Here is a 24,285-nt window from a genome sequence, read left to right as displayed (position 1 = left end):
CCGCGAACAACAGCGATCGTAGCAACCCTTCACACGTTGCCCCTCTGACGCGCCTTCTTATGTTTTGCACATTTTCCTGCAAACTTGCAACATCATTGGGTAGATGCCCGAATCTCATTAAGCCTTCGTCTGCCAGGAAATTCACTGCCGTACCAGCCACTTATCAAAAAAGGGGCCTCCCGCCAGATCTAATCTGTTCGGAAAGCCCCTGTGTGAGTCCTTACATTCAATAAGGAAGAAAACCCATAAGCTGCTGTACATCCGTCAGCGTCTTCTCAGCCATTTCAGAGGCTTTCTCAGCGCCTTGACGCAAGATGCTGCGGATCTCTCCAGACTCCCGGATATCGTGATAACGCTGTTGCAGCGGCTCAAGTTGGCTTACGACCACTTCGGCCAGATCCTTTTTGAACGGTCCATACATTTGTCCATCATACCGCGCTTCGACCTCGGCAACAGACAACCCGGAGCATTGGCTGTAAATGGTGATCAGATTGCTTACCTCCGGCTTATTCGCAGGATCGAACTTCACTTCCCGTCCGGAATCCGTCGTTGCACGGCTGATCTTCTTCCGAATCTCATCCGGAGAGTCCAGCAAGGCAATCCTACTGCCTGGATTCGGATTGCTCTTGCTCATCTTCTTAGAGGCATCGTCCAAGGACATAATTCTTGCCCCAACCTTCGGAATATAGGGCTCAGGCATTTTGAAATAGTCACCATAGCGGCTGTTGAACCGCCCGGCAAGATCCCGCGTCAGCTCCAAATGCTGCTTCTGATCCTCGCCTACCGGTACCAGATCAGCATTATAGATCAGAATATCAGCGGCCATCAATGCAGGATAGACGAACAGCCCGGCTCCTACGGATTCTTTACCGGCAGACTTATCTTTGAACTGAGTCATGCGTTCCAATTCGCCCATTGAAGTTAGAGTCGTAAGCATCCATCCCAACTGAGCGTGCTGACGAACATGGGACTGCATATAAACATTGGCTTTGGCAGGGTCGATTCCAGCTGCCACGAACAGGGCTGCCACAGACTCGGACTGTTCTCTCAAATCAGCAGGATTCTGCGGAACCGTAATGGCATGAAGATCAACAACCATGAAGTTGCAGACATGATCATGCTGAAGCGTAACGAAGTTTTTTAGAGCACCAATATAATTGCCAAGCGTCAACTTTCCGCTAGGCTGGATGCCGGACAATACTCTTTTCATAACCTATTCCTCCATTTCATATACCGGGCTGCACTCAAAAGTAAATACAAAAAAACCCACATCCGCAAGGGACGTGAGACCGTGGTGCCACCCTATTTTACCGAGCATCTGAATCTGACAATACCTGCTTCAAGCTGCCCAGCCTTTGGAACTCCGTAACGCGGAGTCAAGCGGCCGACATAATGAGAAGCGGTTCATCTTCCGTTCTGTACGGCACTCAAGGGTCCATTCGGCCAGAGGCTTCCACCGGTTCACAGCAACCACCGGCTTTCTGAAGGAGAGGCTTCCATGCTTACTTATCCCTGTCAACGTATTTACAATATTCACTGATTTGTCTATGATCATCATAAATGGCCTAAATAGTCATGTCAAATCCATTTTTCGTCCCGCGCAAAAAGTGTTATTATAGTTTAAAGCTTATAGAAACCGATTATGATGTGGGAAAAGGAGCAAAGATATGAAGAAAGTGACCAAAGGGCGATGGAATGGGTACGATACGTACATCCTGCATAGCCGCGAACTTGAAGTCACACTGCTACCCCGTCTTGGCAACAACGTCATTCGTATTTGGGACCATGTTCATGAGCGCGATATCCTTCGTCATCCGGAGGAGCAAGAACTGGATTTCTACCTACAGAAGCCGTATCATTTCGGGATCCCGGTGCTGATTCCGCCCGGGCGGATCCGCCGCGGACAATTCACTTATGCCGGCCAGTCCTATCAATTTGACCGCAATACCGCTAATGACAATCATATTCATGGCTTACACCGGACTCAGGCCTGGTGTGTAAGCGACATCGACGAGGACGAGGACGGATGTGCGATCACGACCGAATTCCTGACCTCTGATGATCCAAATTGGATACGCCAATATCCGGAACCTTTAAAGCTGGAGATGACGATTCGGCTTCAAGGAACATCCCTGACGCAAACCTACAGAGTTAGCCATCTAGGCTCTTCCCCTGCTCCCTTTGGATTGGGACTTCACACCTGGTTCCTGATCGACGGCGCTCCGGAAGCCTGGACACTGAAGGTTCCCGTATCCGGAATTTACTTGTCTGATGAAGAGATCATTACGACAGGCCAGACAGTCCCGCTGGGAGAGCTGGAAGCGCTCAATGAAGGATTGAATTTGAAAGGTACAAATTTTGACACGATGTTGAAAATTGGCGATCTTCCTGTCAAAGCAGAGCTTTTACGTGACGATGGCTACGGGTTGATCTACTCTGCGGATCCTGCCTACTTTAAGCATTGGGTATTATACTCCAAGGGAGAGGCTGATCAATTCATATGCGTGGAGCCTTATACCTGGCTGCCGGATGCTCCTAACTTGGGTCTTCCAAATGAGGAGACCGGACTGATCGATCTCCAACCAGGCCAGAAATTAGATCTGACGGTGAAGCTGGATATCATTCATCCTAATGGAGGAGCTTAGCCTTAGAAACAAGTTTACGTCTACATTTCTATTGTCCATTAAATATTGCTTTTGTCAGGGCCGCTCGTCCAGCAATTCTGCTGTGCGGGCGGCTTTTTGGTATGCCCGCTAATATGATTACGCTCTACTCTTCAAAGATGCAATAATTACCACTACTTTTGTATGACAGAGAACCGAATATTTTGCTCTCGAAAAACCATACTAACATCACAAAGGACGAAGGAGGTGACAAACATGGCAGGACAAAGCCGCTCCAACAACCTTGTAGTTCCTCAAGCAACTGCTGCATTGCAACAGTTGAAAATGGAAGCAGCACAGGAACTTGGTGTAACCATCCCACAAGATGGATACTATGGGAACTATACTTCCCGCGAAACCGGATCCCTCGGGGGTTACATCACAAAACGTCTGGTACAATTGGCAGAACAGCAATTGTCGGGTCGTTCGAACCTGTAATCGGAATTTCCCTAAGTATTAAAATAGGAGGAAAGGCGCTCTGCAGTGAATGCAGGTCGCCTTTCTTTCTTATGCACTGGATGATTCCTTGTATGTATGTACGGAAGAACGGTTAGGATAGCGCTGAATCAGTAGGTTAGCCATGTTATAATTCGATTCCAGCGTGGCATCCATCATCAACTTGTCTTTCTTTACTGTAAAATCAAAGCTAATCTCGCCGTGCGTCCAATATCTTTTGAATCTCAACGATTCCAACGCCATGGTCCGCAGGGTGTCCAGCTGTTCAGAATCCAGTCCATCGCCTTCTTCCTTCAAGCAGCCGTCACGCCCCGCAATGGGATTGTGCCGAACGCCAAACTTGCCGATAACGTTATTGCGGATTTGTACGAATACAGTCCCGGAGTTCATCGAGCCAAGCTCAACCTCCAGTTCTTTAAATACAATATCCATTTGTCTTGCCAGAGAGAGATTGTCCGTGTTTATCATCATCATACCTCCTTCCTCAAAATTTTCCCTTTTAAGGGTTCATCATCCATTATAGAGCAATAAATTACATCTTTCAACAATAATAAACATATTTTAGGAGGTTTAAATGACAAATATAGAGACATCTCAAAAGCTAATCTTGGCACGAAGCCTCAGGATCTTCAGGAATTCCAGAACTTGAGAAACTTCAATAACTTCATGCTAAGATCGCACTTTAGCTGATGGAGAGAAGTGTTTTTATGCGGCTTTTCGTAAAGTTCCCCTACCTAAAACACCTCTGTGCGATTTTAGTGCTTTTTTGCACTTATTTTGTAGCGTTTATATTTGTAGCGTTTATATATTTTCAAACGAAAAGGACTCCCCCTTTAAGGAAACGAATTTCCTTTTGGGACAGCCCCTTAAAGTCTGGAACTCAAATTTGTTACTTTGTCTTGTTACTCTGTCTTAATTTCTGCTTATTACCCCAATTTGGTTACTCTGCTGTCAATTCAAGGAATTGCTTCACATCGTCTACCACCAGAGCCATAGCTCCTTCCCAGAAATCCGGCTGGGTCAGATCAACGCTCAGATGCTTGGACGCAAGCTCCTCTACTGTCATCTTTCCGGTATCCTGAAGCAGCGCATCATATTTATCCGCAAAGCCTTGTCCTTCCTTGACGGCCAGCGCATAAATCCCTGTGCTGAACATGTAGCCGAAGGTATAAGGGAAGTTGTAGAACGGATACCCTGTGATATAAAAATGCAGCTTCGAGGCCCAGAAGTGCGGGTGGTACACATCCAGCGCCCCACAGAATGCTTCTTCCTGAGCTTCCTTCATTAAATTACACAATTGCTCCGCATCCAGCATGCCCGACTTCCGCTGTTCGTAGAACCGGGTCTCAAACAGGAATCTGGCATGAATGTTCATAAAGAAGGCTACGCCGCGTTGAATCTTATCTGCCAATAGCGCAATCTTCTCTTCTTTAGAGGAAGCATTCTGCATTAAGGCATCCGATACAATCATCTCTGCAAAGGTAGAGGCCGTTTCCGCCACATTCATGCCATAGTTTTGATTGAAGATCTCTTCATCATTCATCACATGCTGATGATAGGCGTGGCCAAGCTCATGCGCCAAGGTGGACAGATTGGAGATCGTTCCTCCATAGGTCATGAAAATCCGGGTCTGCTTGCTGCCTTGCAGCGAGGTGCAGAATCCGCCGGGACGCTTGCCGGGACGGTCCTCAGCTTCGATCCAACGCTTATTAAATGCATCAGCAGCAAAATCGGCCATTTTCGGATTAAACTTATGGAATTGCTTCACAATTTCTTTCGCAGCATCCTCATAAGCGACTTTACCGGTAGCTTCACCAATTGGAGCATCCACATCAGCCCAGGTCAATTTCTCTACTCCGAGCAGCTTAGCCTTGCGCTCCAGGTACTGCACAAATAACGGCTTATGCTTGATAATCACTTCCCACATCATGTCGAGCGTAGCCTGGGACATCCGGTTAATTGCCAGAGGCTCCTTCAGCACATCCTCCCAGCCGCGCTTTTCATACAGCTTCAGCCGGAATCCTGCCAAGCGATTCAGCGTATCCGCCGCATAATCCGCTACCTCACCCCAAGCACGCTCCCACTTTGGAAAGAGTTCCTCGCGAAGCTCTCTGTCCGGATCATCCAGCTTATTTGCCGCCTGCCCAACGGAAAGCTCCTTGGTCTCCCCATCCTTCTCTGTGAAAGGAACCGTCACCTTAGCCACAATGGTATCGTAATGCTGGCTCCAGCCATGATATCCATCCACCGCAAGATCAGCCGCGAGACTCTCAAGCTCCGGAGCAAGACGTTCCTTGGCTTCCTGACGCTTCTCATTCAATACAAAAGCGATGCTTGCGACTGCTTCTCTCTTCAGCCATTTTTCCCAGACCTGATCATCGGTCAGGCGCAGAATGCTCTGGAAGCGAGTCGTCAAGTTCTCATACTTCGCATTCATTCCATGAAGCTTGCTCTCCAGTTGAATCGCTTTTTTATCATGTTGATTTTGGGCCGTCAGACATTCTACAAAGGCTCCCGATTCCGAGAGACGGGCTGCCATGCTCTGCAAGCTCACGATCACCTCGTCATAAGCGGCTGTCTCTTCAACGGTGGCTGGAGCCGCCGCGTCCACAAGCTGGCTGTCCAAAGCCGCAATGTCCTGCTCCAATTGAGCGATGTAGGTCTTTAGTTGCTCCGAGGAAGATCCTCCCGGGAAAATGGATTCCAGATCCCATACCGTTGACACCGGAGTTTGAAGTTGTTCCATTTGATTCATCCTCTCTTTCTCTTCTCAAAGGTTGAAGTTAAATAGCAGAAAAGTGTATAACTATAATTGCACAACCATCCCTATACTAACAGGAGGTGCTCCTAATGAAGCCATTGCAAATTTCGCCGGAAACAGCGATCAAGCTTGCCGCCGAATTAAAGGTGCCTATCGAACACTTAATGCATATGCCGCAGCATATTCTGCTGCAAAAATTGGCCGATCTGGCGAAAAAAGAATCGGCTGCTCCATCTTCAGAGAAACCGGATTCATCATCATGATTCCTTTTGAGAAGACTCTCCCCTACGATATCCTTATGGGGGATGTTTATGTACAAGAATGCCCTTTTTGCAAAAAAGAGCACATTTTGCTGCCGCTGAAGCCCCGCGATATTGTGCTTGTGCACGAAGGAAAGAAGAAGCTGCTTGTCTTCCCCTGCTGTCATAACAAAGTCACGATTCTGGACAGCGACCAGGATTACTTGCTGACGGACACGGTCATCCGGTAGAAGCACCGGCAGGCCATATCTGCCAATCCGCGGCGTCTGCGGGGCATGGATTCAGCCCCGCATCTCCTCGGGCAGCTCTTGCCCTTGGTTCATCATTTCTTCCCGCAATGCGGCCCATTGCTCGCGGCAAGCCCGAATCATCGCGGCATCCATAATCCGTTTATCATTAATTACCCTCGAGAACCATTTCACCGCTTCATTATATTCTCCTATTCTCCGATGCAGTTCACCGATCAAATACATCAGCCGGGCATCACTGCCATGAATGTCCTCAGTCTCGAAGACACGGATATAAGACTCCAGCGCATACTTCAGGAAGCGCTGCTCTTGCTCTTGATTGTTCTTATAGCGATAGAGCCAGGCAATATGGTGCAGCAGGCTGGCTACAATCCGTTCCTTCTCACCGATCGTCTGGGCGCACAATAATCCCAGCTTGTACGACTCAAGGGCCGTTTCCCAATCTCGGTGCCCGCCATAATTCCGCTTGATGAACCGATCTCCGATATCCTGCTTGAACTTGGTACGCTGTACCTCGCTAAGTTTGGCATTGAAATTTTCAGTAGAAGCAAACCCGCAGGAAGGACATATTCTCACTACATAGTAATCCGGATTCTCCGCATTATAATAACCGCAAAAATCGGTGTCGGTACGCGTGGCCCGCTTGAAGCTGGGACGCACCCGTGAAGTTGAAAATGTATTCTCGCATTGGAGACAGGTAACCTTGATCTGATACAGCGGTTCTAATTCCACAAACTGACTTCCTTTCTCATCCGAAATATGGCTGCATATTCACTCTTGCGCTGTGTTCACAAAATGAAAGGCAGGTCCGGACAATCGATGCAGCACGACCTCACGAAGAGGAGCCGGCACTTCAAGTTCTTCCAGCGCTTCACGCATACAACCAAGCCAAGCCTCCGCCCGCTGCGGGGTCACCGGAAACGGAAGATGGCGGGCACGCATCATCGGATGGCCATGAGCCTCCGAATACAGCATCGGTCCGCCAAAAAATTGTGTCAAAAACATGTATTGCTTCTCCATCACCGGATAAATGTCCTCGGGAAAGAGAGGCCCCAGAAGAGGATTAGCCTGCACCTTTGGATAAAATGCCTCCACCAGATTCCGGATTGTCTCTGCTCCCCCCAGCTGTTCATACAGGCTATCTCCAGAGTTCACTATACTCCCTCCATTCCTTTTTTCAATTTTATTATCTGATACTAAACCTTATTATACCAAACAATGGTCAAAAAAATAAAAGCCCCGGTAGGAGCTTTCAAGAAAAACATATACCCTCTTCAACGATTTGGTGACTTAATAGGTACGCCAGTCCTCTTCATTTGAATGGACAAGAGAGGCGCGAATAACATACACAAAGGCGCATACAAGGATACCTGCGACAATACTCATATTCAACACTCTCCATCCGTATGACGATTTATAGGTCTATTTTATCATATTCAAATGAAAAATAAACCCCTAATTGTAACCGCTTTCTCTCTGAAATTTGTGCTGTTTGTCCTACTAAAAACATAGACTTGTCTTGAATCTGTTATTCACTATTGCAGAATGTGCAGCTGGAGGGATCGGTTCGTGAAAACAAAGCCTTGGCATGCCCCCCTTCTAGGCGGGACAGCTCTTATTTTGGCTGCTTTAATGGTTGCTTATCCGAAAGCCTCATGGGACGCAAGTGTCCGGGGACTCGCAATCTGGTGGGATGTGCTATTCCCTTCCTTATTTCCTTTTTTTGTCTTGTCCGAAATACTGCTGGGCTTTGGCATCGTTCATTTTCTGGGTAAGCTGCTCGATCCGCTGATGAAGCCGCTGTTTCGGATTCCCGGCAATGGAGGCTTTGTTCTGGCAATGGGCTTTGCCGCCGGCTATCCGGTTAGCGCCAAGCTGACCACCAAGTTGCGGGAGCAGGGCTTAATCAGCCGAATTGAGGGAGAAAGACTGGTGGCCTTCACTACGACCTCGGACCCTATCTTTCTAATCGGTGCGGTATCCATCGGCTTTTTCGGCAACCCCCAACTCGCAGGAGCATTGGCAGCGGTGCATTATGGAAGTGCGATTATGCTCGGATTGCTAATGCGATTTTATGGAACCCGGCAGGAATTATCTCAAAATATAGCAGCAGGTATACCGACAGCCCCTGCTTCTTCTGCTCCCAGCTTCAGCTTGCGCCGTGCCGTTCGTGCCATGCATGAAGCCCGTATTCAGGATGGCCGCAGTCTGGGGGAGCTTCTCCGTCATGCGGTTGTCTCATCACTCCAGCTAATGACCATCGTTGGCGGACTGGTCGTCTTCTTCTCTGTGGTACTAGAAGTGCTTACAGCATCACAGGTCATGAATACCCTGTATGAAGCGCTTCGTATGCTGCTTCCGTTGTTGTCTCTGCCAGACGGCCTTGCGGAGCCGCTTGTCGGCGGCTTATTCGAGGTAACGCTGGGCTCCAAGGCTTCTGCGGCCCCCGCAGAAATTCCGCTGTATTTCAAAGCCGCATCCGCTGCCTTCATCCTCTCATGGAGCGGATTATCGGTCCATGCCCAGGTGGCAAGCATTCTGAATGGTACTGATCTGAGGTACCTTCCTTTTCTGGCGGCACGGGCTATTCACGGCGTACTGTCTGCCGCATTACTTCTGATTTTTTGGAAGCCCCTTATGGCAACGGATTCTGTCTTCAGCCGTCTGGACAGTAGTCTGCCGGGAACTGTCCCTCCCTCCTGGAGCTTGGCAGTTGAGCTGCTCAGATTCAGCTGCACGATGGTCGCAGGCATGCTGTTGCTTTCCTTTTTCATCTCCATCCTCTCCCGTTTATCATCTCCTTTGCGTCGAAAATGAACCGAAAATGAAACATTGTGTTATCATATATAATTGATTATGATCATTATGACTTTACACTAGGAATGAAAAAAGGAGCCTGTCACCTTGAGATATTATGTTCTGGACCGCGGCGATCAGCTATCCCTTGAGCTTGCCGAGTCCTTCCATAAACTTGCTGCCGATCAGGGGCTTATACTGGATGCCGAATCTCCCGATATCGTCGTATCTATCGGAGGAGACGGCACGATGCTTCATGCGTTTCACAGCTTCATGGACCGCATCGCTTCCACTGCTTTTGTCGGTGTACACACCGGGCATCTGGGCTTTTATGCCGATTGGAAGGCAGATGAGATTCCCGAGCTTGTTCAGATGATGGCGGGCGATCGGGAGGATTCGCTCCTGAAGCCGCGGATTGTCCAATATCCGCTAGTCGATTTGGAGATCGTCAAGCATTCGGGCGTAGTGAAGCATGTTTGCCTGAATGAATTCACGCTGAAAAGCGTGGATGGAACAGTCGTCCTTCAGGTCGATATCAATGACCATATGTTCGAGATGTTCCGCGGAGACGGAATCTGTGTATCCACTCCTTCCGGAAGCACCGCCTATAACAAAAGCCTTGGCGGGGCCATGATTCACCCCTCGATCGAAGCCTTTCAGATCTCGGAAATTGCTTCAATTAATAATCGCGTATTCCGGACCATGGGCTCGTCCCTGGTGATGCCGAATCACCACCATTGCGATATTTACTCGCGGAAGGAGCAGAATCTGCTGCTGACCGTAGATCATATCAACCTGCGGGTTCCTGATTTGATATCTGTCCGCTGCAAGGTGGCAGAGCAGAAGATCAGCTTTGTCCGTTACCGTCCGTTCCCGTTCTGGACCCGGGTTCGCAACGCTTTTTTGGACTAATCTATATGCAAAGGAGTACCCTCATGAAATTGAAAAAGTTAACCACTGCCTTGCTCGCTCCAATGCTCATTATTCCGATGATGCTGTCGCCGATCACAGCTCATGGCGCCGGGATAACGATCAAGCTCAGCGAAGCCGACAGTGTTCAGGAATCATCAGAGCTTGATACCCTGCTGGAGGTATTGGATTATCTTGAGGCTTACAATATTGAAGGCGTAGACCGGGAGATGTTTCTGGAAAATGCGATTCGCGGCATGGTTTATACCCTGGATGATCCGTACAGTGATTATTACAGCGCAGAAGAGCTTGAGGAATTTGAAGGCAGCTTGAACCAGGAGTATGTAGGGATTGGCGTAACGCTCCGTTTCACTAATGATCAGTTGGTTGTAACTCAGCCGTTGCCGGGCTCTCCCGCTTTGGCCGCCGGAATCCAGCAAGGGGACATTATCTCCAAAGTAGATGGTGTCAAGGTGACCAGCATGGAGGATATTTATCGTATCCAGGGCATCGAAGGAACCAACGTTGTTCTGGAAGTCCTGCGGGGATCCAAGCCGATGACGTTCACCATAACACGCGGGCATTTCACTGTTCCTGCCGTTACCGGAAAATACTTCCCTGACTCCAAAGTCGGATATATCTCGTTATCCTCCTTTACCGAACAATCGGACAAGCAATTTGCCGCAGAACTGGGAATGCTTCGCAAAGCAGGCATGGAATCGCTTGTTCTGGATCTGCGCGATAACACCGGCGGCTACGTGAACGCAGCGATTAATATCGCCAAGAACTTTATTAAAAATGGAACGGTCATGTATACGTCAGGGCAGAGCGGAAAGCTGGAGCCTATCAATATTGTTGACGGCGAAAGTCTTGACATCCCCGTCATCATACTCACCAATGAAATGACGGCAAGTGCATCCGAGATTTTAACCGGGGCTCTGAGGGATAATAATATTGCCACCGTAGTTGGGACTACCACTTATGGAAAGGCCAGAATCCAGAATCTGTTCTCTTTATCCAACGGCAGTTCGCTCAAGCTTACCGTCCAGAAATATCTGACGCCAAGCCGCAAGGATTTCAATCATGTAGGTTTAACGCCCGATTTCGAGGTTAAGAATAATGCAGTTGCCCAATTGATCCTAGCTCTGCAGCTTGCAGGGATGCAATCGCTTGAGGTTAAAGGCAACTCTTCCTCTTTGACAGTCAATGGCGTCTCGGTTAACGGCTATATTGATGTGGTCCAAAGCGGGGACAAGCTGTATGTACCATCGAGAGTTCTGAACGCTCTGGTCGATGGGGAAGTAGTCTGGAGCTCCAGTCTGCAAAAGATAACCATAACAACCAAGCTCGGAGAAACGGCTGGTTTCACCGTCTCGAGTAATGCCGCAAAGGTCATCAACAATGAGACCTATGTAGAAATTCATCAGTTCCAAAACAAGTTTCCTGGCTTAAAATGGAGCTACCAACAAAGGACTATTACACTTTCTTATAAATAACAGCTCGAGCAGCGCAAAGCTAACAGCCCTCGCCTTGAACTTCAAGACGAGGGCTGTTTTGTATTTTTTCCATTTATAGGGGCATCAGTACAGCCTGCTTGGATCGCAAGCTTTCACGCACATCGATCACGCGCTGATTGTCGGAGCCCCTCCACTTCAACTTCAGATTGCGCTGTTCCAGAACAAATTTTCCGTCGATCAGAACGTCGCAGTAGGTTAACAGCTCCCGCCTGCTTTCGTCCGCAACAATCTCTTCGAACGTATAACCGGACCAGACCCAGATATTCTTGCCGCTGCATTCGTTGCGCACCCTGGAGACAAGGCGCAGCAGTCCGTCGACATTCTGAAACGGCTCTCCGCCTAATATGGACAAGCCGGCAATGTGAACATCCGGCATATTCAAATCACAAATGATCTGCTCTTCCAGCTCTTCCGTATAAGGCTTTCCGTAATTAAAGTTCCATGTGGCTGCATTAAAGCAGCCTTTGCAGTGATGCGTACAACCCGATGTAAATATCGAATGCCGAAGTCCTCTTCCATTGATGACGTCAAATCTTTTATAATCCGCGATGTACATAAGCGTCACATATGCTTCACGCGGGAGAGCACTTCTTTTTGCTTGCCCGCATTGAACGGCCGTTGGCTCGGTTCCGACAGATAACCGCAGCAGCGCCGGATGACGGAAGAGGTTTTCGGATTAGAATTGCCGCAGTTTGGACATTTGAACCCGGTGTTGGTTGCTTCAAACTCCCCTTCAAACCCGCACTCCAGGCATTTGTCGGTCGGCGTGTTCGTGCCGAAGTAAGGCACCCGTTCATAAGCGTAATCCCATACCGCTTCCAGCGCCTCCGGATTATTGACGAGCGAATCAAATTCGCAATACGTAATAAATCCGCCATTGGCATACTGAGGATAGTCCTTCTCGAATTCGATCTTTTCAAAAGGAGTTACTTTCTTGTTCACGTCGAGATGGAATGAGTTCGTATAATAACCCTTATCCGTCACTCCTTCCATCTGGCCGAACTTCTCCTCATCCAGCTTGCAGAACCGGTAGCATAGCGATTCCGCCGGTGTGGAGTACAAGCTGAAGCCATACCCGGTCTCCTCTTTCCATTGCTCAGCTTTTTGGCTTAAGTGCTGCACGATTTGCAACCCTTTTTTCCGTAATTCCTGATCATCGAAAAGACAGGTACCGTACAAGGCCATCATCGTTTCATGAATCCCGATATAGCCTAAAGAAATGCTGGCTCTGCCGTTCTTAAGCAGATGATCGATCGTGTCCTCCGATTGAAGGCGGCTGCCCGCCGCTCCCTCCATGTACAAAATAGGAGCCACTTTTGCTTTGACGCCTTTTAGGCGCTCGATACGGTACATCAGCCCTTCCTTGCACACTTCCAGCAGCTCGTCCAAGAGTCGGTAGAAGGCTGCTTCGGAGCCGTTCGCTTTGACCGCGATCCGCGGCAAATTGGCCGTTACTACCCCCATGTTAAACCGCCCGTCATGCAGCTCCTCCCCGTTTTCTTCATATCTGCCCAGAAATGAGCGGCAACCCATCGGAAACTTGAAAGAACCGGTAATTTCTTTTACTTTCGGAACGGAAATAATGTCGGGATACATCCGTAATGTGCTGCATTTTAAGGCCAGCTGTTTGATATCGTAATTAGGATCCCCGGGTTTTAAATTGACGCCCTCTTCCAAGCCGAAGATCAGCTTAGGGAAAATGGCGGTTTTCCCGTCTCTCCCCAGCCCGCGGATCCGGTTTTGCAAAATAGCGATCTGGATTTGCCGCTCCGCCCAAGACAGCCCGCGCCCGAAGCCGAATGTACTGAATGGCGTTTGTCCGTTGGCGCTTACCAGCGTATTGATTTCATATTCAAGGGATTGAAATGCATCATAGGTTTCCTTTTCAGTCAATTTCTTCGCATATTCAAGACAACGCGGGTACTTCTTATGTAGATCAGCGTTTTCCCAGGAAACATCGATGGCTTCGATTTCTTCATCTTCAAGCATGTACAGCCATTCCAGGCCTTTGCGGTAGTGCTTTTTAAAAGATTCAAATACATACGGGGCCAAAATGACATCAATTTCATTAATCGTATTGCCGCCATAGATGTGACTCGCCACTTGCGCAATAATCTGGGCCGTAATGGCTGTGGCCGTTGTAATCGACTTGGGAGTTTCGATTTGGGCGTTGCCCAGCTTGAACCCGTTCTCAAGCATTCCCTTCAGGTCGATCAGCATGCAATTATAAATCGGAAAATAGGGACTGTAATCCTGATCGTGAAAATGAAGGTCTCCGCTGTTATGAGCTTCGACGACCCGCTTAGGGATCATGTAGGTCTGCGCGAAGTCCTTGGCCATAATACCTGCAAGCAGATCACGCTGAGTAGGTATCGTCGCCCCATCCTTATTGGAGTTCTCCTTCAATACCTCTTCATTCGTGAGCTCCAGCAGCCCGAGCACCTTCTTATCCAGGCTGCTGCGTTCGCGCCGTTTCAAAGTTCTAACCTCGCGATAGCCGATGTAGGCCTCAGCGGCGTCTTTCCTTCTGCTATTCATCAGAGCGGATTGAACTTCATCCTGAATATGTTCGATATCCACCTTCTCTAGCTTGGAAATTTTCCGCGTCACTTTGTCGGCTATCTTTTGTGCCAAATCGGAATCGCCTTTTTTCTTCGTACTATTCATGGCTGCGACAATCGCATCGATGATTTTCTGTTGATTGAAAGCTACCTCTGAACCGTCTCGTTTAATAACTATCATTAAATTCATCCTTCGTTGTGATTTTAAAATCAGGTATTCCACTAAGGAAAAGTCTGGGCTTTTTGTACTGCTTGTTCAGAAAGTATACCTCATTAAAAATCAACTTACAGTGATTATGAACACTGCACAAGGCGAAATACTACTATATATAGTGTTGATGTTAAAGAGATCAGAATTTTTTCACTCTAAGACCGATTCATAGGACCGACTTGTTCGGCAAGGCTTTCTCCTAAAACAAAAAAAGCCCTCAAGGATTTCAACCCATGAAAGCTTCACGGCGATACTCTATCCTAAAGCGCCGTCCTGCGTCCTTCCTTATTTATCAGCGGCAATCAACAAAAAGATAGGCCTACGGTGTGCATTCTTCCATTCCGGATCCCGCTCAACCAGTTGTTTCTCCGGCTTAAGTTCGGACATCTCCCGAATTCGGAATCCCGAATTAATAAGCCCATTCACCTGTGTCGCGATGCTTCGGTGGTACTTGACGACATCATGATCAAGAAATCTGGCAGTTCGCGGCCCTTCTTCATGATAACGATCAACCGGCCAATGCAACTTCTCTCCCTGCACACCGTAAACCCAGTCTTGTTCCGGAAGCGCAGTATATACCGGATGCTCAACCGAATATACGAAAGTACCGCCGGGTGCGAGAGAGTGATAAACTTTTCGGCAAATGCTATCAAAGTCTTCGACATAATGGAGTGCGAGGGAACTGAGCACCACGTCAAACTCCCCCTCGGAATAATTGATATCTTCAATTGCACTCCGTTGATACTGAATTTGCTCATCCTGGGTCATGGCTCTGGCGCGCTCCAGCATTTTTTCAGAGAGATCAACGCCTACGACGGAACTGGCATGTTGCTCTCGCACATATCTGCTGTGCCACCCATACCCGCAACCGAGATCAAGCACCTTTTTGTCCCTTAGCTCCGGCAGCATCGCCCGAAAAACGGACCACTCCCCGGCAGCATCAAGTCCTCCAATTGAACGGGGCATCTGGCTGTATTTCGCAAAGAAGCCCGGATTGTCATAGCTATTTTGTTTCATGGCAATCCCCCTCCTTATTATTAAAATCTATGGTTTACAATTTCATTATTCAAATCCGTGTTTATTTCTGACGTAATATCGCCATTGCCAACCCCCTAAAAAAGGAGCTGCCTCAAAATCCGGATGAATTTAGAAGCAGCCCCTTTATTCATTTAATCCTAATTTTTCAGACTATCTCACTTGTTCTTTTTCTTTAGTTTGTTCTTTGGTCTGTTCCTTTGCATGCGTCTTCACATGTCCCTTGCCATGCTCCCTGGGCTGGTGGTGATCCTTCCCGTGGGATTCCCTTGCTTGGTGTTCCTTTGCTTGAGGTTCCTTTACATGAGGTTCCTTAGCATGCGAATCCTTACCTGGCTCTTTATTAGATTCTTGAGCGTGTTCCTTGCTTTGTTCCTTGGCCCCGGAATCCTTGGCTTTCTGCAGAACAAAGTATTTGCAGCCAAAATTGCAGTATTCATTAATATAATCCGTAATGCCTGAGTAAGCCGTGTCGCGGTTGGCCTTCGGATGGTTATCGCGCAGAAAACCCTTCAGTCTCAGCTTCTCATAGCCCCAGTCTCCGATAATGTAATCATACCGGTCCAGCACTTCGCTGTATCTTTGTTTGAACGCCTCAGCATCCCAGGCATCCTTGTAATTCTGAATCAACTCATATGTTTTACCGCCGATTTGAATCATTGTTCTACCTCCAGTCCCGCCTGCACAGTAACGGGCATTCCTTCTTTATGGCTCTTCGCCGATTGGCCCAACACGCGTATATGTCCGGACAACGAGCCTCTTCGCATACCGTATGTAAGGTTTTCGAGCGTATCATCCATCATCGTCTTGAAGAACCCTTCTTCCCGCAGTATAAGCTTACAATGCCATTAATTATATCATGAATCTATTGGAAATAACTATATATCATCATTCCCGGAATGTACTCCGCTTATGAAAACAACACTATTAATGGAATAAAAACGCAACAATTACATCAAGCTAAAGGGACAGCATTTATCCAAAGGAGGAGATCTTCCTTGAGATCGCATCCCAGAACCTGCGGCATGCTTGCAAGATATCTGATCTGCCTGGTCCTGCCTGCCTTGTTATGCTCTACTCCGGAGCTAGGCACCGCACGGGCTGCAGCCAACGAAGCCGGCAGCACCGGAGCCGAACCGAGCATCTATGAGCTTAGGCATTCCTTGTACAAGGAGATTGGCATGCTAACCAACGTCCCGTGGCACTGGCTAGCAGCCGTCGATCAATACGAGCGATCGATCACACCGCGAAAGCAAGCCGAAGGAGACAGCAAGCGCCTCATCGGCATCCGGTTCAAGGATTCATTCTGGACTGGAAAGCTGAATCCCGATCCAGAGGATAAAAATCCGGCAACGATTGGTTTATTCGGAGGGGCCGGTAAGGACGCGACCGCCGATGGGCTGGCCGATCCCGGCAACGATCGGGATGCCTTGTACACATTGGCCTCTTATTTGTGCAATAACGGGTATGAGGAAGAAGATTTCCGCATTGCCTTATGGCGGTACTATCAGAGCGATTCTGCCGTGACCCGAATTCGGCAGTTCGCTAAAATATTCAATACCTACGGGCCGGTCAATTTCCTCAAAGGCGCCTTTCCCCTCCCAGTGAGGAGCACCTATACGTATAAGGATACCTGGGGAGACCGGCGCGGTTGGGGCGGATTAAGAACCCATGAAGGTACGGATTTATTTGCCCCGTACGGTGTGCCGGTCCGCAGCGTCTGCTATGGAATTATTGAGACGAAAGGCTGGAATCCCTATGGCGGATGGCGAATCGGGATCCGCGATCTACAAAATCGGTACCACTATTTCGCCCATCTTCAGGGATATGAAAAAGGGATCGAGGTTGGAGATACGATCGAGCCCGGAAAGACCATAGGATGGGTAGGAAGCAGCGGATACGGGCCGCCCGGAACGCAAGGGCGCTTTCCTCCCCATCTTCACTATGGCATTTACCGGGATACCGGGACAACCGAGTGGGCCTTCAATCCCTATCCGCTCTTGAAGCAATGGGAGCGAACGGATCGTCAGAAGAAAAAAGGCTCTTCCTGAATCCGGGATGTTCGCCGATTGAAGCAGTAAAGATAAAAAAACAGGGGCAGTCCAGCAGTCAGATCCCACTGACTTGCTGGACTGCCCCTATTGTATGGCATAGCTGCGTGAAATAACACGACCATTCGCATCAGTATTTTACTTCGTTTATAGGATCTCATCTATTAAAAAAAGTCAATGGTTCGCCGAATCGTTCGTCTCCGATGCTCCTTCCTCTTCTGCTGGCGATTCTGCCTGCGTATCGTCTGATTCTGATGATTGCCCTGACGAGCTCGGGGTTCCCCCGCTCACCGGCGGGAGCGCGATGCTCGGAGCCCCGGCCTGGTCGCCTACAGGATTGCCTTTGCCATCATAATAATACATAGGCACATCGCCTACTACGAGGAGATAAGACACCGGAATTTCCGTCTCCACCGTTTGGGCCTCCATATCGAAGGGGACGACCACTGCAAGCTCAGTTCGCACACGCAAATAAACCTCCACCAGAATGTTATTGATACCGGCGTCCTGTCTTCGGGTGTTCAAGTCTACTTTCACATCGCCCTTGGGCTCGATCTTGATGGGAATGCCCGGCCCAAAGGAAGCAAGAATGGGGCTGCCGAGCGCCTGACCTAGCGGAATATGTTCGGAGAGACGGGATACCTCATCCAAGGTACTCCGGACCGTCTGGATCGTATCCGAAGTAATTCGCATGTGGGCGGAATAATTCAGCATAAACCCGGATACTTTCCCCGAATCGTCAGTCCTCCAATCGATCAGGTTATCGACCTGCTGTTCATTGGCAACCTGAGCGGTAATCGCTTCGTTTATCGATTCCGTGGCTATTTGCTTGACGCGGATTTTTGCCAGGTGAATGATAGGCCCCCTCATATGCTGTTCAACATACACAAAAAATTGAACAAACAGTGCCATCACGATCAAGAAAACGATCAAAACAACCTTGCGACGTTTCATCGGCGGTCTCCTGCGGCGGCTCTGCCAGCTCTTTTTTCCACTCTGCCAGCCTTTCCCTCCACCCTGCCTGACCACACCCTCGCTCTGGCTGATGGACTTGCGTCTCTGCCAGCCAGAGCTGCCGCTCCGCTTCCAGCCCCGGCTTCTTCTCCAGCCGCTAACTGGCTTGAAAGCCGTGCTTCTGAACCATATCAGCCTCCTGCGGCTTCTCCAACCCCTTCTGAACAGCATCTCTATCCCCCCTGTCCGGTCTGTGGGCAAGCTACTATACAAGGTATGCAGGACGGGCGGGAAAAAGAAGACTCTGCCTATTGCTTCAGGCAGAGTCTTCTTGAATAAAAGATTCTTACTTCCACCAATCATCCGACGGAGTAACGGGCAGCTCCCGCTTATGGCGCGACAGCACATAACGCCGCTCGATGCTTTCCTTGTCTTGAGGATCTACCTCTTGACCGGTCAAGTAGCGATCAAGCACCTCATAAGCTAATCCCAATTCCGTCTCATCCGCTTGCTGCGGCTTCATGTCCAGGAGATCGGCCGTCGGAACTTTTAGATACAACCGCTCATGCGCCCCCAGGTGCTGAAGGAGCTGACGGCCCTGGCCTTTGGTCAGGCCCGAAATCGGAAGCAAGTCAGCGCCGCCGTCACCGAACTTCGTATAAAACCCGGTGACCGCTTCAGCGGCGTGATCGGTCCCGATGACCAGGCATCCGGTCTCTCCGGCGACGGCATACTGCGCGATCATGCGCATTCTGGCCTTCACGTTTCCTTTGTTAAAGTCGGACATTGCTCCTCCGAAGGCCGTCCCGAACTGTTCCGAAAAGGCGCTTACGGGCTCCTGGATATTGAAGATCACCGAACGGTCCGGTGCTATAAAATCCAGCGCCGCTTGCGCGTCTTCCTCGTCCTGCTGGGCGCCGTAGGGAAGACGGATCGCGATAAAGACGGCATCCTGCCCCTCAGCACGCAGCTCCTCAGCCGCCAGTTGGGATAGCCGCCCGGCCAGCGTGGAGTCTTGCCCGCCGCTGATCCCCAGTACAAACCCTCTAGCATGCGACTTAACGCAATAAGCTTTCAGAAAATCTATTCTCGAACGAATCTCCGCCTCAACATCGATCACGGGCTTCACCTGAAGCGTATGAATAATCTCCTGCTGCAAACTCATTTCTAATGTCCTCCTGTCGCTTGCTCTACCTTGCGGATATCGGCCCCCAGGGAGCCCTTAAAATGACGCAATGCCCAAGCATGCCCTTCCGGATCGAAGCTGCCTGCCGCATCTTCGTAAATGACCAGCTCAAAGCCCTTGTTATAGGCGTCAACTGCCGTATGAAGCACGCAGATATCCGTGCAGACGCCGACCAAGTGAAGCTCTGTGATCCCCCGGGAACGAAGCCGCAATTCCAGATCCGTTCCGGCAAACGCGCTGTATCTCGTCTTATCCATCCAATGCACGTGTTCATCCTGCTTATGTGCCTGATATAATGCCTCCAGCGCCCCGTATAGCTCTCGTCCGGGAGTGCCTTCAATGTTATGGGGCGGGAACAGCTTCGTCTCAGGATGGAATTCATCTTCCCGCTCATGACGGTCGATTGCAAAGACAACAAAATCGCCTTGGGAGATAAAATTCGAAGTCAGTGCAACAATCGCCTGCTCGATCCTCTGTCCGGGTTCTCCGCAAGTAAGCGCCCCGCCATCGGCGACAAAATCCCAAGTATAGTCAATATTGATTAATGCCCGCTTCTTCTCCATGCCTGTTGAACTCCTCTCCTTTTTGCTCTGAACTAGGGCAGTCTGCTATTTTTTTCTTACCCATGTAATCACTGAACCAAGCAATGCCCCGATAAGCAGCACCAATTGAAAATGCCATGGCGAAACCAGCAGATGATGGGATTCCCATGGAAAGAAATAGATGCTCATAACTTCCTCCCCGCAATCCAGTTTCTGAGAGGAAGAACCGCTAGAACTATCATAGGCAATACCAGATACAACGGCAACCATAAATGATACGGAACGGCAACCATCGCCACCTGAAGATGCTCCGTAAAGCTGACGACCATGGTCAGTGAGAGAAGCAGGGCCAACGCAGCTACGACAAAAATAACCGGCCGGATCTTCTTGGCTGCAGTCAATTGCTGAATGCAGAGCGAAGCCGCATAGAGATGCATCGACAGCTTGATGAAAGCGTTGATTACCAGGTACACGATTCCCAGAGCATCGAGATTATCTATAAATCGTATTTTGGATAATTTTAGCAAAGCAAAAGCCGGATACATCATTTGTTGGAAGACGGCTTCCCCCATACCGGCAATGGTGAGCAGGCCCAGCAGCGCAATGAAGAAGCCCGCAAACAGGGTAGCAAAGCTCGCCGTGGCGGCTAGCCCCTTTTTCTGGCTGACATAGCCCCAGATCAATGCAAACTCGATACTCTCACCATAGGTCTGCATAATGCCGAGCGGCCATACGGTCTCCCAAATTCTCCCCCAGCCTTCGCCGACGATCGGCAGCAAATTCACGTAATGAAGACTGCGCGATGCTCCAAGCAAAATCATCTCCAACACAATCGCAAGCAACAGAAAAGGAAGCGTAAACGCTGCAATCCTGGCCAGCACCTCGATTCCTCCCGACATGGCGTATACGACTACGGCGAGAAAGGTTATCCCGATCACCCAGTCGGGTGTACGATTCATGATCGTCACCGGGAGCAGAAAACGGATATCACTGATAATTCGAGCCCCATTATAAATAAAGACCAGCGGATAGAGCCAGGACAGGGGCGCTCCCAGCCATTTTCCAAATGCATAGGTGAACCACTCCGCAAGTGTCCTGTCTCCCCCCAAACGATAAATCAGCACATACAGCAAGATCAGCAAGGTTCCAATCCCTGTGCTGATCAACGAAGCGATCCAGGCGTCACGGCCCGCATTTGCACCGAAACCGAAGATGATGGTTGTCCCCCACTGGAATAAAATAATCAGGGAAAACAACTCATATTTGGAGATTTGTACCCGGTTCATGTTCAAGGGTTCACCTCGCTCAGCTTAATCGTCTTGTTCGTAAGCCCGTTTCGCAGCACCCGAACTTCCACCTCCACTATAGGCTCGACCTCCGGAAATACCGCCTCCCACCGTTCCCTGTACTGGCTTTTCCAGACCGATGGGCGAACTCGATACATAGTCTGGCCAAAACCGAATATATCGCTGTTAAAATTGCTTTGGACATATTTGATTGTGCGCTCAATCCGCGCCTTGATATCCTGCTTCAGGTCATGGATGGTTAACTGGGTATTCTCGGGAATCTCCAGATCCATGCTGGACGTATTCTCATAAATATTTGCGGCAACTTTTACCTTTAGCTTCAGCTTCACACGGCCGCCGCTTACTTCAATTTTTCTTTTCACATCCACCTTTTCCAGCTCGGCACTGATCTTCCCCTTTCGCTGGGCATGTTCAACATCAATTGTAATTACGCCCTCCTTCAACGAATCCAGAACCCAAAGCAGGTCTCTGGACAGGCTGCTGTTTAGCTTGCCGATCATCCGATCTTCCTTGAAGACCGCAGTACCGGAAACCGACAAATTCGTTCCCTTATTCTTCGGTTGTCCTTTCCCGGAAGATACAATCTCCAGCATGGGCACCGCCGGCTCGACTCCCTGAGATTGCAAGATATTCAGGAAATCGACCAACCGGACCGATAGCAGAACTTGTTGATCGAATTCATCGACCAGCACCTCGGATGCCAGTTTCTCGAATTTCGGCTGGAATTGCATCAGTTCGAGAGCGGTCGTCTCCGAGATGGCCAGGAAATTTTTCATTTGGGACTGCCGATAGCGCTGAAAGAAATCAAGGGCTTGCACCATCCCTTGGGCGGCCAACTGCTTTCCGATAATAATGACACGGTTATGGGAAAAAAATATTTTTCTTGGGAGCTTTTGCTGCAGATTGCGATAAGCATCCATTACTGTATCCCCATCCTCTGCAACCAGCCAGCCGGCGGAAGCCGCTAATTCCGTCGTTCCCGTTCCTTGCGACGTTGCGGTACCAATCAGCAGCGGTACCGCAAGGAGCAAGCTGAGGCGGAATTTCCCCTCTTTTGTCAGATCCAGACCGGTGGCCGTAACGATCGCAATATCGTTGACCTCCCGGTTACTCCAGCAGCCTGTCAGATTCAATACCATACACAATATTAAAATCGATACCGCTGACTTTCGCATGACGCACTCCTTTCGGAAAACCTACCCCTTCGGCGTAGCGGGGGGATGCGGGCGCATATGATCCTTAATTCGCTTCCGGTTGCTCTTGGCAGTCTCTATCGGCCGGTTCTTCGCCGCCCACTTGGGCAGCCGAAGCACCGAAATTAAGGTTCCCTCCGGATGGAAGGGCATAATGGGGGCAAAATACGGGACCCCGAAGGAGCGAAGCTTCATTAAATGGATCAGGAGCATAAGCAGGCCCAGGAAAATCCCGTACAGGCCTAGCACTGCAGCCAGGAACATCATAGGGAAGCGAAGCAGGCGAAAAGCCAGCCCCTGGCTGTAAATCGGGAAAATAAACGAAGCGATTCCGGTAAATGACACGATGATCACCAGTGTAGCCGACACAATGCCTGCTTGTACCGCCGCTTGTCCAATCACGAGAGCTCCAACAATGCTCACCGCTTGTCCCACCGGTTTGGGAAGCCTGATCCCGGCCTCGCGCAGCCCTTCAAACGTAACCTCCATCAGGAGCGCCTCTACCAGTGCAGGGAAGGGAACTGCCTCACGCGATGCAGCAATGCCCAGCAGCAGATCGGACGGCATCATTTCCTGATGGAATGTAATAAGGGAAATATATACCGAGGGGAGCAGCAAAGCGCATAAAGACAAAAAGAAGCGGAGCAGGCGGGCAAACGATGCAAAAAGATAATTTTGATAATCGTCCTCCGCAGCGTGAAGACTGTCAGAAAAGGTGCTCGGCGCGATAAGGACGAACGGGGTGTTATTCACCACAATCGCCAATCTCCCTTCCAGAAGGGCCGTCACAACCCGATCGGGGCGCTCCGTATTGATTAGCTGCGGAAACACGCTGAACGCATTGTCGCAAATTAATTCTTCAAGGCATCCGCTCTCGACGATCGCGTCGATATCGATCCGCGAAATTCTTTGTCTTGCCTCTTCCTTTAAACCAGGCATGATAATGGACTCAAGATAGACGAGCTTTATATCCGTCTTGGATACCCTCCCGGTTTGGAGGGCTTCGACCTTCAAATCAGGGGTTGCCAATCTTCGCCGAATCAGGGTCATATTGGTCTGCATACTCTCCGTAAATCCGTCCCTTGCCCCTCGAATCGTCGGTTCAGCAGCGGGCTCCTCAATCGACCGCTGCTCCCATTTATGCAGAGCCACCATCAAAGGCCGCGCACATCCGTCCAGCAGCACGACCGTCTCCCCTTTACAGAGGCCGGTCAAGCTCTCCTCCACACTGTTCATCAGACGAAGCTGTTTTGATTGAGAAAGAGACTTGAACAGATCCTCGGAGCTTCCGCTTTTTCCGTTGGAATTTTGCTCATTCCATCCTTTCAGCTGATCCGGGTCCATCCGGTTCAAAGGCTCGAGAATATCCGATTGGAGCCGAAGCTCGTCCGTCATTCCCTCGATAAGAATCAAATAGCCCTGTCTGCCGCTTTGAAGCGTGAACGGATTATATTGAACATCAGCTCCCGGCTCCAACTGCTTGCGGTACAGCTGAACGTCATCTTCCAGCACGCCGGTCAGCTTGGTATTTCCGGTTATCTTACCGGAATCCGGAACGTTCATCTTCCTCTGCTCCTCTCTCGTCCAATTTCTTCTATTTGAGTATGATGAATTTTCCAGAAAACTATTCTGGAT

Annotated in this window: 25 protein-coding genes and 1 other annotated feature; of the genes, 8 read left to right on the top strand and 17 right to left on the bottom strand. The window is 49.5% G+C overall.

The features are described 5' to 3' along the window. Nucleotides 1–226: 226 nt before the first annotated feature. Nucleotides 227–1,210, bottom strand: a complete 984-nt coding sequence (trpS, locus tag KQJ23_RS16010; protein WP_216479897.1) for a tryptophan--tRNA ligase — start codon at nt 1,208–1,210, stop codon at nt 227–229. A gap of 64 nt (nt 1,211–1,274) precedes the next feature. Continuing rightward, nucleotides 1,275–1,528: a binding site (T-box leader), on the bottom strand. A gap of 139 nt (nt 1,529–1,667) precedes the next feature. Here trpS and KQJ23_RS16005 point away from each other — a divergent pair. Both KQJ23_RS16005 and KQJ23_RS16000 read left to right on the top strand, forming a co-directional pair. Beyond that, nucleotides 1,668–2,645 carry an aldose 1-epimerase gene (locus tag KQJ23_RS16005; RefSeq protein WP_216479894.1) on the top strand — a complete coding sequence of 326 codons (978 nt, stop codon included), beginning with the start codon at nt 1,668–1,670 and terminating at the stop codon, nt 2,643–2,645. 234 nt (nt 2,646–2,879) lie between these two features. Then, on the top strand, nt 2,880–3,101 hold the full coding sequence (locus KQJ23_RS16000; RefSeq protein ID WP_044481923.1) for an alpha/beta-type small acid-soluble spore protein: 222 nt from the start codon (nt 2,880–2,882) through the stop codon (nt 3,099–3,101). Nucleotides 3,102–3,170: 69 nt separating this feature from the next. On the opposite strand, the gene KQJ23_RS15995 is transcribed toward KQJ23_RS16000, so the two are convergent. Then, complete coding sequence (locus KQJ23_RS15995) at nt 3,171–3,587, bottom strand: O-methyltransferase (RefSeq protein WP_216479892.1); 417 nt, start codon at nt 3,585–3,587, stop codon at nt 3,171–3,173. 472 nt (nt 3,588–4,059) lie between these two features. Continuing rightward, a complete protein-coding gene (locus KQJ23_RS15990) occupies nt 4,060–5,865 on the bottom strand; it encodes a M3 family oligoendopeptidase (RefSeq protein WP_216479890.1) in 1,806 nt (601 codons plus the stop codon). Between the two features lie 104 nt (nt 5,866–5,969). Between KQJ23_RS15990 and KQJ23_RS15985 the strand changes: the two genes are divergently transcribed. Further along, entirely contained in the window at nt 5,970–6,143 is a 174-nt protein-coding gene (locus tag KQJ23_RS15985; RefSeq protein WP_216479888.1) for a YycC family protein, read from the top strand. Beyond that, the gene (locus tag KQJ23_RS15980; protein ID WP_216479886.1) at nt 6,140–6,370 is read left to right on the top strand and encodes a hypothetical protein; all 231 of its coding nucleotides are present in this window, start codon (nt 6,140–6,142) and stop codon (nt 6,368–6,370) included. The genes KQJ23_RS15985 and KQJ23_RS15980 overlap by 4 nt, the downstream gene beginning before the upstream one ends. A gap of 51 nt (nt 6,371–6,421) precedes the next feature. On the opposite strand, the gene KQJ23_RS15975 is transcribed toward KQJ23_RS15980, so the two are convergent. After that, nucleotides 6,422–7,120 (bottom strand): DUF2225 domain-containing protein, encoded by a 699-nt coding sequence (locus tag KQJ23_RS15975; protein WP_216479884.1) that lies wholly within the window; start codon nt 7,118–7,120, stop codon nt 6,422–6,424. Nucleotides 7,121–7,159: 39 nt separating this feature from the next. Next, nucleotides 7,160–7,543 (bottom strand): globin domain-containing protein, encoded by a 384-nt coding sequence (locus KQJ23_RS15970; protein WP_216479883.1) that lies wholly within the window; start codon nt 7,541–7,543, stop codon nt 7,160–7,162. Nucleotides 7,544–8,020: 477 nt separating this feature from the next. Between KQJ23_RS15970 and ylbJ the strand changes: the two genes are divergently transcribed. From ylbJ to KQJ23_RS15955, 3 genes are all read left to right on the top strand, one after another. After that, entirely contained in the window at nt 8,021–9,205 is a 1,185-nt protein-coding gene (ylbJ, locus tag KQJ23_RS15965) for a sporulation integral membrane protein YlbJ (protein WP_249529823.1), read from the top strand. 87 nt (nt 9,206–9,292) lie between these two features. Then, a complete protein-coding gene (locus tag KQJ23_RS15960) occupies nt 9,293–10,096 on the top strand; it encodes an NAD kinase (RefSeq protein ID WP_216479879.1) in 804 nt (267 codons plus the stop codon). A 23-nt stretch (nt 10,097–10,119) separates the two neighbouring features. After that, the gene (locus KQJ23_RS15955) at nt 10,120–11,589 is read left to right on the top strand and encodes a S41 family peptidase (protein ID WP_249529811.1); all 1,470 of its coding nucleotides are present in this window, start codon (nt 10,120–10,122) and stop codon (nt 11,587–11,589) included. Nucleotides 11,590–11,662: 73 nt separating this feature from the next. Here KQJ23_RS15955 and nrdG read toward each other — a convergent pair whose 3' ends face one another. From nrdG to KQJ23_RS15930, 5 genes are all read right to left on the bottom strand, one after another. Further along, entirely contained in the window at nt 11,663–12,166 is a 504-nt protein-coding gene (nrdG, locus tag KQJ23_RS15950) for an anaerobic ribonucleoside-triphosphate reductase activating protein (RefSeq protein WP_216479876.1), read from the bottom strand. Between the two features lie 5 nt (nt 12,167–12,171). Beyond that, nucleotides 12,172–14,352, bottom strand: coding sequence for an anaerobic ribonucleoside-triphosphate reductase (gene nrdD / locus KQJ23_RS15945; protein WP_216479874.1), 2,181 nt, complete (start codon nt 14,350–14,352; stop codon nt 12,172–12,174). Between the two features lie 315 nt (nt 14,353–14,667). Further along, nucleotides 14,668–15,399, bottom strand: a complete 732-nt coding sequence (locus KQJ23_RS15940; protein ID WP_216479873.1) for a class I SAM-dependent methyltransferase — start codon at nt 15,397–15,399, stop codon at nt 14,668–14,670. Nucleotides 15,400–15,570: 171 nt separating this feature from the next. Continuing rightward, entirely contained in the window at nt 15,571–16,077 is a 507-nt protein-coding gene (locus tag KQJ23_RS23800) for a YutD family protein (protein ID WP_249529810.1), read from the bottom strand. Further along, complete coding sequence (locus KQJ23_RS15930) at nt 16,074–16,220, bottom strand: hypothetical protein (RefSeq protein ID WP_216479910.1); 147 nt, start codon at nt 16,218–16,220, stop codon at nt 16,074–16,076. Before KQJ23_RS15930 ends, KQJ23_RS23800 begins: the two co-directional genes overlap by 4 nt. Before the next feature lie 222 nt (nt 16,221–16,442). Here KQJ23_RS15930 and KQJ23_RS15925 point away from each other — a divergent pair, with 222 nt between their 5' ends. Beyond that, nucleotides 16,443–17,468, top strand: coding sequence for a M23 family metallopeptidase (locus tag KQJ23_RS15925; RefSeq protein ID WP_216479906.1), 1,026 nt, complete (start codon nt 16,443–16,445; stop codon nt 17,466–17,468). A 174-nt stretch (nt 17,469–17,642) separates the two neighbouring features. Here the strand turns inward: KQJ23_RS15925 and yunB are convergent, their stop codons facing one another. The 7 genes from yunB to KQJ23_RS15890 form a co-directional block, all read right to left on the bottom strand. Next, a complete protein-coding gene (gene yunB / locus KQJ23_RS15920) occupies nt 17,643–18,653 on the bottom strand; it encodes a sporulation protein YunB (RefSeq protein WP_346779412.1) in 1,011 nt (336 codons plus the stop codon). A gap of 115 nt (nt 18,654–18,768) precedes the next feature. Next, the gene (nadE, locus tag KQJ23_RS15915) at nt 18,769–19,587 is read right to left on the bottom strand and encodes an NAD(+) synthase (protein WP_216479871.1); all 819 of its coding nucleotides are present in this window, start codon (nt 19,585–19,587) and stop codon (nt 18,769–18,771) included. A gap of 2 nt (nt 19,588–19,589) precedes the next feature. Continuing rightward, nucleotides 19,590–20,171, bottom strand: coding sequence for a cysteine hydrolase family protein (locus tag KQJ23_RS15910; RefSeq protein WP_216479867.1), 582 nt, complete (start codon nt 20,169–20,171; stop codon nt 19,590–19,592). After that, nucleotides 20,140–20,319: a hypothetical protein gene (locus KQJ23_RS15905; RefSeq protein ID WP_216479866.1), complete on the bottom strand. Its 180-nt coding sequence runs from the start codon at nt 20,317–20,319 to the stop codon at nt 20,140–20,142. The genes KQJ23_RS15910 and KQJ23_RS15905 overlap by 32 nt, the downstream gene beginning before the upstream one ends. 16 nt (nt 20,320–20,335) lie before the next feature. Beyond that, entirely contained in the window at nt 20,336–21,436 is a 1,101-nt protein-coding gene (locus KQJ23_RS15900) for a GerAB/ArcD/ProY family transporter (protein ID WP_212940496.1), read from the bottom strand. Nucleotides 21,437–21,438: 2 nt separating this feature from the next. Further along, nucleotides 21,439–22,632, bottom strand: coding sequence for a Ger(x)C family spore germination protein (locus KQJ23_RS15895; RefSeq protein ID WP_212940497.1), 1,194 nt, complete (start codon nt 22,630–22,632; stop codon nt 21,439–21,441). A 21-nt stretch (nt 22,633–22,653) separates the two neighbouring features. Continuing rightward, entirely contained in the window at nt 22,654–24,213 is a 1,560-nt protein-coding gene (locus KQJ23_RS15890; protein ID WP_212940498.1) for a spore germination protein, read from the bottom strand. Between the last annotated feature and the right edge of the window lie 72 nt (nt 24,214–24,285).

It is taken from the genome of Paenibacillus brevis, assembly GCF_018919145.1.
In the GTDB taxonomy this organism is placed as follows: Bacteria; Bacillota; Bacilli; order Paenibacillales; family Paenibacillaceae; genus Fontibacillus; species Fontibacillus brevis.
This window is presented reverse-complemented; position numbering and strand designations above follow the sequence as displayed.